We start from the raw sequence: 8,770 nt of genomic DNA on the forward strand, positions 1-8,770 counted from the left end.
TATTATGTAAGAAATTATGCAATATATCGAACATCAGAGGGAGAAGAAATAATAGAGTATTCCAAAAATAGCTTACTTGTTTTTGAGTAGCAAAAGGGAGGAATAAAAATATGAAAGAATATAATAAACCGATTATTGAAGAGAAATGCATATTAAATAATTATAAAATTTCTTCATTGTCGGACTGGCAGGAAAAGTCACCGGGAGTCGAATATGAAAATGCAATAACATCTTATAATCTCTATTCATAAATGAAAGGACAAATAAAAATGATAAACTTTAAATTTTTACCGGAAGAATTAAAAGATGGTATAAATCAATTAAAAGATTTTATCAAAGAAAGTTTTGTTTTGGAGGATATCAATATTATTGCGGAACGCGGAGAAACAAATGAAATAGAATATAAAGATGGAATATACAAAATTATATACCAAAAAAAAGTATACTTTTTCAGGGCTTTAAGTTTAATTAAAGATACTCGGAATAAACTTGATATATCGGAACCGTCAAAAATAGCAAATGCAGGAGTACAACTTGATTTATCAAGAAATGCTGCACTTACTGTCAGTTCACTTAAAGAATATATGGATTATATGGCAAAAATGGGAATGAATAAACTTTATTTATATATGGAGGATATGTTTGAAGTTCCAAAGAGAAAATATTTCGGATACCTGAGGGGACGATATACAAAAGAAGAACTTAAAGAAATTGATGATTACGGGTTTAATTACGGTATTGAAGTAATACCCAGCATTCAGGCATTGGGGCACCTTTATCAGTATTTGCAATATGAAGAGTCTTTTGATGTAAAAGATACTCAGGGAGAATTGATGGTAGGAGAAGAAAAAACTTACATATTTATTGAAAATATGATAAAATCAGTTCTTGAACCGTTCAGAACAAATAAAATATTACTTGGCATGGATGAAACTCATACTTTAGGTCTTGGAAATTATCTTAAGAAAAACGGGTATAAAAATTCCAGGGAAATTTATTTAAAACATCTTAATAAAGTCTTCGAAATTGCCGATAAACTTGATGTTCAAGCTATGATTTACAGTGATATGTTTTTTAATATGTCTTCACAAAAAGGATATTATTATGATAAAGACTCTGAAATAACAGAAGATACAATATCAAAAATTCCAGAGAATGCAACTCTTATCTACTGGCATTACGGCGAAGAGTACGGCTGCGATGATTATATGCTGAAAAAACATAAAAAGCTAAAAAGGAAAGTAATATTTTTCGGAGGTGCATGGACGTGGTCAGGGCATCTTCCTGAAACAAACTATGCACTTGAATGTACAGAACTGGCGCTTAGGGCTTGCAGTAAATATAATATAGATGAAACTATTATAACTGTGTGGGGAGATAATGGCAATGAATGTAATCATTTTTACAGTTTGCTTACTCTTTGTTATGCAGCTGAATATTCTTACGGAAATGAAAAAAAATATCGTGAAAGATTTGAGTGTATAACAGGGACAAGTCCGGAAATGTTTGAAAATATGAGTGCCTATCAGAATGCGTACGGCAATACTGTAAAGCTCACCGACTTTACAAAGAGGTTTCACGGAAAAACATTATTTTATCAGGATATTTTGCTTGGAAAGGCTGATTTGTATTTAAAAGAACAACCAATGAGCGAGCATTATAGTAAGTATGCAGAAAAATTTTCCGAATATGCAAAAACAAAAAATGTATGGCAACCTCACTATGAATATATATCATATATTTTCAAAACTTTGGAAATAAAATGTTATATTGCGGAAAAATTAAGGGATGCTTATAAAAAACAAGATAAAAAAGAACTTTCAAAGATTGCTTCGTTGCTGAAAAATGATTTGTATTTGTTTATAGATACTTGCCATAAAATGCATAAAAAACTGTGGTTTTTATATAATAAACCATTTGGATGGGAAGTTATAGATATAAGATATGCAGGGCTTAAGGCAAGAGCACTGACTGCATTTGAACGAATTGATGGGTATTTAAACGGAGAAATCAGTATAATAGAAGAACTTGAAGAGGAAATACTTCCGTATACATTCAGTCCGTTTACCAAATATCCTAAAATAGCAACGAATACATACGAATTTTAATTAAAAAGATGGACAAAAAGTGTCCATCTTTTTATGATGTTCTAATATTTTTTATTCCCCAACCGTCAATATCTGAACGCACTAAAGAGCCAAAAACTCTTTCTTTTAAATCGGGGTAGTCTTTTAAAGTGTTTTTTATAAAATCTTTTATATCCTGCCTTTTTGTTTTTCCATCAACGGGGCAGGGATTTTTTATTATAGGAAGATTGTTTTTAATCGCTGAACTTTTTATCTCAAATTCGTGAGCATATATCAAAGGTCTTATCTGATAAATATCAGTTCGGTCCAAGTATGTTACAGGGGAGAAACATCCTATGCGGCCTTCATATAATAAACATAAGAAAAATGTTTCAATAACATCATCAAAATGATGACCTAAAGCCACTTTGTTAAAACCCATTTCTTTTGCTGCCTCGTTTAATGCCCCTTTTCTCATCTTTGAACAAAGTGAACAAGGATTGCTTTCTTTTCTTATATCAAATATTATTTCTTTTATACTTGTTTTTACTACTTTGTAAGGAATGCCTTTTTCCTTGCAGAATTTAATGACGTCCGATGAGTCAAAATCATTAAAACCCATATCGACAGTAATACCAACAAGGTCAAATTTTTTCGGATAAAATCTTTTAAGTTCCCACATAGCATTAAGAAGAACCATACTGTCTTTCCCTCCGGAAACACCAACTGCGATTTTATCCCCTTCGTCTATCATATTATAATCGTCAACAGCGCGCCTTAAGTAACTTAATATTTTTCTCAAGATAATCTCTCCATTCACCTTATTATATAACATTTTTCATAAAATTACAATAAGATAAAAAAATAAAAAGTGAAATAGGAAATTAGAAAAATAAAGAAAAACGAAGAAAATCAAAGAAAATTGAAGATTGAGTTTTATATATTAAAAAAATTAAAAAAAGTTATTGACAAAAATTTTAAGATGTATTACAATAATAAACGTTGAAAAAATAAATGGGAGGAAAGTTTAAATGAAAAGCACATATTTAATGAAGCCATCAGAAGTTCAGAAAAAATGGTATATCATTGACGCTGAAGGCAAAGTATTAGGTAGAGTTGCTACTCAGGTTGCAACTATTTTAAGAGGTAAACACCGTCCAACATATACACCAAATGTAGATTGTGGAGATAACGTTATCGTTATTAACTGTGAAAAAGCAGTTTTAACAGGTAAAAAGTTAGATGACAAATTCTATTACAGACATACAGGTCACATCGGTGGTATGAAGGCTACAAGTTACAGAGAATTAATGGAAAAGAAACCGGAACAGGCTATGATGCTTGCTATTAAAGGTATGCTTCCAAAAAATTCTTTAGGTAGAAAAATGCTTACTAATGTAAGAGTATACAGAGGTGCTGAACACGATAATGCTGCTCAGAAACCTGAAGTATACAACGGTTAAGAAGGGAGGATATTTTAATGGCTAAAGTTAAAGAAACATTCTACGGAACAGGTAGAAGAAAAAGTTCTGTAGCAAGAGTCAGAATAGTTAGCGGTAAAGGTAACATTATCATTAACGACAGAACTATAGATGATTATTTCGGATTAGAAACATTAAAACTTATCGTTCGTCAACCGCTTGCATTAACAGGTAACGAAGGTAAAATCGATGTTATCGCTAAAGTATCCGGCGGCGGAGTAACAGGTCAGGCCGGAGCAATCAGACACGGTATTTCAAGAGCACTTCTTAAATTAGATGAAAACTTAAGAGGCGATCTTAAAAAAGCAGGTTTCTTAACAAGAGACCCAAGAATGAAAGAAAGAAAGAAATACGGCTTAAAAGCTGCTCGTCGTGCACCACAATTTTCAAAGAGATAATTATTATCTATCAAAAATCCCGGAAACAAGATGTTTCTGGGATTTTTTATTGTTAATTGACATAACAAGGTTTTCTGAAAAACATAAACTTTAGTTTATTAGTTTTTCGTGAGGTTTTAATATAATTTTAAAATTTGATAGCGAAAAATAGAATGATCGTTAAAAGTAGTGAAAGTGTGCTTATAAAATGAATGGTTGCAAGATTATAAGCGAATATTTCCGGAGTTTATTCTTCAAATGCCCTATATGATATAGATAAGATGAAAATAAAGGCATTCAATTATCTTACAAAAGCTGAAAAGTTTTGCTGCACTAACAACAAAACGTAAAAAGATTATTATTATCTTTAAAAAAACTTGATGTATGGTTAAAAATGTGATAAACTATTATAAAGAATCAAAAAGGTAATGGTATATATGTCAGATAATAAACTTCATAATAAACATCGCGAACGCGTAAGGGAAAGATATTTAAAAGAGGGTATAGATTCATTTGAACCTCATCAGGTACTCGAATTGATATTGTTTTATGCTATCGCAAGAAAAGATACAAACGAACTTGCTCACAAACTCTTAGATAAATTCGGTAATTTGAACAGTGTGTTTGAAGCGTCCCCGAAAGAACTTACAAAAGTTGATGGAATAGGCGAGGGAACAGCGGTTTTTCTAAATCTTTTTTCTCAGGTAAGAAGAAAGTGCGAACTGGATGAACTTAAAAATTCAACTTATATTACCACTTCTAAAATGTCAGGGGAATTTTGTACAAAACTTTTTTCGGGAAGACTTTACGAATGCTTTTTTATAGTTGCGTTAAATGGTAAGAATAAAGTTGTAAATTTTGAAAAATTAAGCGAAGGCACAATAAAAGATGTTGAGATATATCCACGAAAAGTAGTTTCTTTTGCTTTGCAGAATAATGCTCAAAAGATTATACTTGCACATAATCATCCAGGAGGTCTTGTGTCACCATCTAACGATGATATAGATACTACGGATATGCTTAAAAACATGCTCAAGGTAATAGGTGTGGAATTATCTGATCATATAATAGTGTCAGGTGATGATTATTCAAGTTTTAAAGATTTTGATTTGTTGTAGAAAATGGTATAGGGGCATGGTGGTTTTATAAAAAACTGCCATGCCCCTGAACTTTTTTATTGTGAAATCAAAGGCTCTCCGATGTGATTATGCCTTTGACTTTTTAGAATGTTTTAGGTTTTCATTCGATTTTATTAAGCATATTCTCAATAAATATACCATACCCACGGGTTGGGTCATTGACAAATACGTGAGTAACTGCACCGATTAGTTTGCCATTCTGAATTATCGGTGAACCGCTCACGACTGTTGTCAATAGGGGACAACATTTTTTAAGGAGGAAAATTTTCCCGAAGTGATAATGTGTTATAATTATAGCATAGAAAGGACGACGTAATATGTCGATGGAGTGTATCATGAAAAGAAAAATATACAGTATCGAAAATCAAGAAACCTTAACTTTGGAGGAATAATCAAGGTTCTCAAGTTCATTAAAGAAGTTCCACTCAATGTTAATCCTGTCATTGTTATAAATGGTGATTTTTTTGATCAGTTCCTTTGCAAGCTCAGGAGTCAACTTTTCAATTTCGCCGTGTCTTGTAATATGTTTATTGTCATTGACTGCTTGCTGTTGTTGTTTTACCGTTGAAGATAGTTCTGAAAGTCTGTCGTTTGCCATTTTTAATTGCAATTTTAGAGCTTCTTCTTCGGCAGTTAATTCTGCTTTTATGCTTGCAAACTTTTCTTTTGAAATAGAGCCGCTAACATATTCCTCATAGTATCTCATTTTTTCAGAATGTATCTTATTGAGTCTATTTTTATAATCGGAACATTCTGAAAGTAGAACATCGTGTTCTGATTTGCAGGTTTTGCTCATAAGTGAAACCTGCTTTAATTTTTCATCCAACATCCTAATTTGCGTGTTTATAGCACGTAGGACAATTTCGTGCAACATTGACTCATTAACCCTTATATGCTGGCAACCAAGGTCTTCAGTATATCTGGCAGTAGCACAGAGCCAATCTTTATTGGTCTTTCGACCTTTTTGGAGTTTATTGCCACAGCATCCGCACACAAGAAGCTTTGCAAACGGATTTGAAGATGGTTGTGGACGAGGCTTTTTGTTGGACTTTATAACAAGTCGTGCCTGATAATATTCTTCTCGGCTGATGATGGCTTCGTGTGTATTAGGCACAATTTGTCGCAATTCTTCAGGTATTTGTTTAACCCTGTTGCTGCCAACACGTACAACATGAGATTTGAAAGGTTGTGTGTCTCCGGTATATATGCGGTTTGTAAGAATATTATGAACCGATTCATAAGTCCAAAACTCTCTTACCTTGTATTTGTCTCCGCGAACGGGGCGCAAATACATTGAAGGTGTCATAGTATGGGAATCATTTAGCTTTTTAGCAATTTGCGAGATGGTAATACTGTTGATTGCCCACTTGAATATTCTCTTAACAACTATAGCAGCTTCATCATCAACAACGATTGTATTTTTTTCTACACCTTTTTTATAACCATAAGGAGCGAAACCATATACAAACTCGCCACTAAGCTTTTTGAGATCAACGACACTTTTAATTCTGCGTGAAGTATCCTTACTATACATATAGTTAACAAGGTTTCTTACAGCAAGTTCCATACCGCCCGTGTCTTCACCAAGAGCATCACTGTCAAATTCTTCATTGATAGAGATAAACCTAACCTCATAAGCTGGAAATACAAATTCGAGAAAATGTCCTGCCTCAAGATAGTCTCTTGCAAATCGGGATAGGTCACGCACTATAATTGTACGGACTCTGCCTTCTTCAACAAGACGCAATAATCTTCGCATTGCAGGTCTGTCCATACTGGTTCCGGAATATCCATCATCAATAAAATCCTCAAATTCTCCATCCAAATCAGCATGACTTGCAATGTAATTATCAATACATCGCCGCTGAGAACCAATACTGCAGCTTTCACGGTCAGAACCAGATTCAACATCTCCGTCTTCAAGGGAAAGTCTCAGATACTTAACATCAATCTTATTATCCAACATTGTCAAGCACCTCAACTTTCTTCAGATAATCCATAATTGATTTGTACGGATCGTCATACATAAGCTGAATTTTTATTTTATTTCCGTCAGAAACATATATCCTATCTACAAGCAAAACAAAAAGTTCACGGTTGATAACAGGGAGCTTGTGATATTCTTTTATTGCATTTATCCATTGTTGTGTGCTTGATATAACTTCTCCAAGTTCATTTGCTTGTTTGCTCAGACGGTCATATTCTTCATTCTGCAACTCCAACTGATGCGTATAACGGATTTTCATATAATCGTATTCATCACGGTCGATGGTGCCATCTGTAAGGTCTATGAGAAGTTGTTCTATTTTAGACTCAAGATTTTGTCTTTTAACAGTACAGCTTTTCATCAAATCTGTAATACTGGTTTGATGTTTCACAACAACGGGCATTGTTTTTATATCGGAAATCAGTTTTTCAATGTCAATTGCAATTTCAACATGCTTGTTTAATAAATTTGTCACAGCATTCATCAAAACTTCTTGCCGTATATAGTGGCTATGGCATTTTGAACGGTGCGAATAAAGGTATCCGTTACATTCATAAGCAATCCAAGCCGGAAGACCAGAATTAGGTCTGCCTGTTCCTTTTTGGGCAAGGAGTTTAGAATTACAGTCCGCACAGTATATTTTATCTTGAAATATAGTGCGATAATCTGTTTCTAACTTGGGACCTGGCTTGTATTTACCCAGACGATCGAGTTCTTCAGAGTTCACCTTTTGAACGGCATCAAATAAATCTTGCGTAATAATTGCAGGATGCATATTTTCAATAATTTGCCACTCATCTTTCGATCTTCTTGTTTTTGCCTGTCCGAGCTTATCGCTTTTTACCTTGCCGTGAATACGGTGTCCGAGATATACTGGATCGTTCGTGATTTTTCTGATTGTTCCACGTATCCACTGAGCATTCTCATATCTTTTATCCTTGGTTATTCCGCGCATAAACCGTATTTTTCCAGGAGAAGGGAGATCACGGTCAATAAGTTCCTTGGCGATGGCATTAAATTTCATGCCAGATGCTCTTAGTTCAAATATCAATACAATAATGTGTGCCACTTCTGCATCAACATCAAAAGTATTCTTCTCCGGATTTCTTATATAGCCAAAAGGAATACTGCCTGCAGGAGGAAGAAACTCTCCATTGTTCATCATGGCAGAAATGGTAGAGCGTATTTTCAGGGATGTATCTCTTGAATACGACTCATTCATTATCATTTTGAATGGAAGCATAAGTGCTGCAGCATCAGCACCTTCGTCAGCACTGTCATAGTCGTCATTTATGCAAATGAGACGAATACCAAGCTCAGGCAGAATTTTTTCCACATATTCACTTGTTATAACAAAGTTTCTGCCCAGTCTGGAAACATCTTTTACTATAATACAGTTGATTCTGCCGGACAAAAAATCTTCTTTCATCCTTATGAACCCTGGTCTTTTGAAATTCATGCCAGTATAACCGTTATCGGTATATACATCCACGATTTCAATTTCAGGATAATTCATAAGATGATGTCTTGCAATTTTTTCCTGATTGACTAAAGAGTTAGCCTCCAGGTCATCACCATCTTCCTCAGACAGTCTTCTGTATATACCAGCTCTGTACAAGGATAACGATTGTAATTCTTGGGTTTCAACTAAGTTAATTCGACTTTTTCTTGCCATTTAGCCCACCTCCTTAACTGATTGAGACAACAGTTCTTGATAGTA

Annotated in this window: 7 protein-coding genes and 1 pseudogene; 4 read left to right on the plus strand and 4 right to left on the minus strand. The window is 33.9% G+C overall.

Annotated elements, in window-relative coordinates; all coding sequences use genetic code 11:
• Positions 1-251 precede the first annotated feature (251 nt).
• On the plus strand, positions 252-2,108 hold the full coding sequence (locus E7419_07945) for a beta-N-acetylhexosaminidase (protein ID MBE7015112.1): 1,857 nt from the start codon (positions 252-254) through the stop codon (positions 2,106-2,108).
• Positions 2,109-2,139: 31 nt separating this feature from the next.
• Here the strand turns inward: E7419_07945 and E7419_07950 are convergent, their stop codons facing one another.
• On the minus strand, positions 2,140-2,901 hold the full coding sequence (locus E7419_07950) for a tRNA 2-thiocytidine biosynthesis protein TtcA (protein ID MBE7015113.1): 762 nt from the start codon (positions 2,899-2,901) through the stop codon (positions 2,140-2,142).
• A 196-nt stretch (positions 2,902-3,097) separates the two neighbouring features.
• Between E7419_07950 and rplM the strand changes: the two genes are divergently transcribed.
• From rplM to radC, 3 genes are all read left to right on the plus strand, one after another.
• Positions 3,098-3,529 (plus strand): 50S ribosomal protein L13, encoded by a 432-nt coding sequence (gene rplM / locus E7419_07955; GenBank protein MBE7015114.1) that lies wholly within the window; start codon positions 3,098-3,100, stop codon positions 3,527-3,529.
• 17 nt (positions 3,530-3,546) lie between these two features.
• The gene (gene rpsI / locus E7419_07960; GenBank protein ID MBE7015115.1) at positions 3,547-3,945 is read left to right on the plus strand and encodes a 30S ribosomal protein S9; all 399 of its coding nucleotides are present in this window, start codon (positions 3,547-3,549) and stop codon (positions 3,943-3,945) included.
• A gap of 407 nt (positions 3,946-4,352) precedes the next feature.
• Positions 4,353-5,042 (plus strand): DNA repair protein RadC, encoded by a 690-nt coding sequence (gene radC / locus E7419_07965; protein MBE7015116.1) that lies wholly within the window; start codon positions 4,353-4,355, stop codon positions 5,040-5,042.
• Between the two features lie 121 nt (positions 5,043-5,163).
• On the opposite strand, the pseudogene E7419_07970 reads toward radC, so the two are convergent.
• From E7419_07970 to E7419_07980, 3 genes and pseudogenes are all read right to left on the minus strand, one after another.
• Positions 5,164-5,286 (minus strand): annotated as a pseudogene (locus tag E7419_07970) (SpoIVB peptidase).
• 141 nt (positions 5,287-5,427) lie between these two features.
• Positions 5,428-7,029, minus strand: coding sequence for a hypothetical protein (locus E7419_07975; protein MBE7015117.1), 1,602 nt, complete (start codon positions 7,027-7,029; stop codon positions 5,428-5,430).
• Positions 7,019-8,725 carry a recombinase family protein gene (locus E7419_07980; GenBank protein ID MBE7015118.1) on the minus strand — a complete coding sequence of 569 codons (1,707 nt, stop codon included), beginning with the start codon at positions 8,723-8,725 and terminating at the stop codon, positions 7,019-7,021. Before E7419_07980 ends, E7419_07975 begins: the two co-directional genes overlap by 11 nt.
• Between the last annotated feature and the right edge of the window lie 45 nt (positions 8,726-8,770).

Source organism: Oscillospiraceae bacterium (genome assembly GCA_015068525.1).
In the GTDB taxonomy this organism is placed as follows: domain Bacteria; phylum Bacillota; class Clostridia; order UMGS1840; family HGM11507; genus SIG450.

Excerpts from the sequence above, each read along its gene's own strand:
- radC (MBE7015116.1), top strand. The coding sequence starts at position 4,353 with ATGGTATATATGTCAGATAATAAACTTCATAATAAACATCGCGAACGC.
- rplM (MBE7015114.1), top strand. The coding sequence starts at position 3,098 with ATGAAAAGCACATATTTAATGAAGCCATCAGAAGTTCAGAAAAAATGG.
- E7419_07950 (MBE7015113.1), bottom strand. The coding sequence starts at position 2,901 with ATGTTATATAATAAGGTGAATGGAGAGATTATCTTGAGAAAAATATTA.
- E7419_07980 (MBE7015118.1), bottom strand. The coding sequence starts at position 8,725 with ATGGCAAGAAAAAGTCGAATTAACTTAGTTGAAACCCAAGAATTACAA.
- rpsI (MBE7015115.1), top strand. The coding sequence starts at position 3,547 with ATGGCTAAAGTTAAAGAAACATTCTACGGAACAGGTAGAAGAAAAAGT.
- E7419_07945 (MBE7015112.1), top strand. The coding sequence starts at position 252 with ATGAAAGGACAAATAAAAATGATAAACTTTAAATTTTTACCGGAAGAA.
- E7419_07975 (MBE7015117.1), bottom strand. The coding sequence starts at position 7,029 with ATGTTGGATAATAAGATTGATGTTAAGTATCTGAGACTTTCCCTTGAA.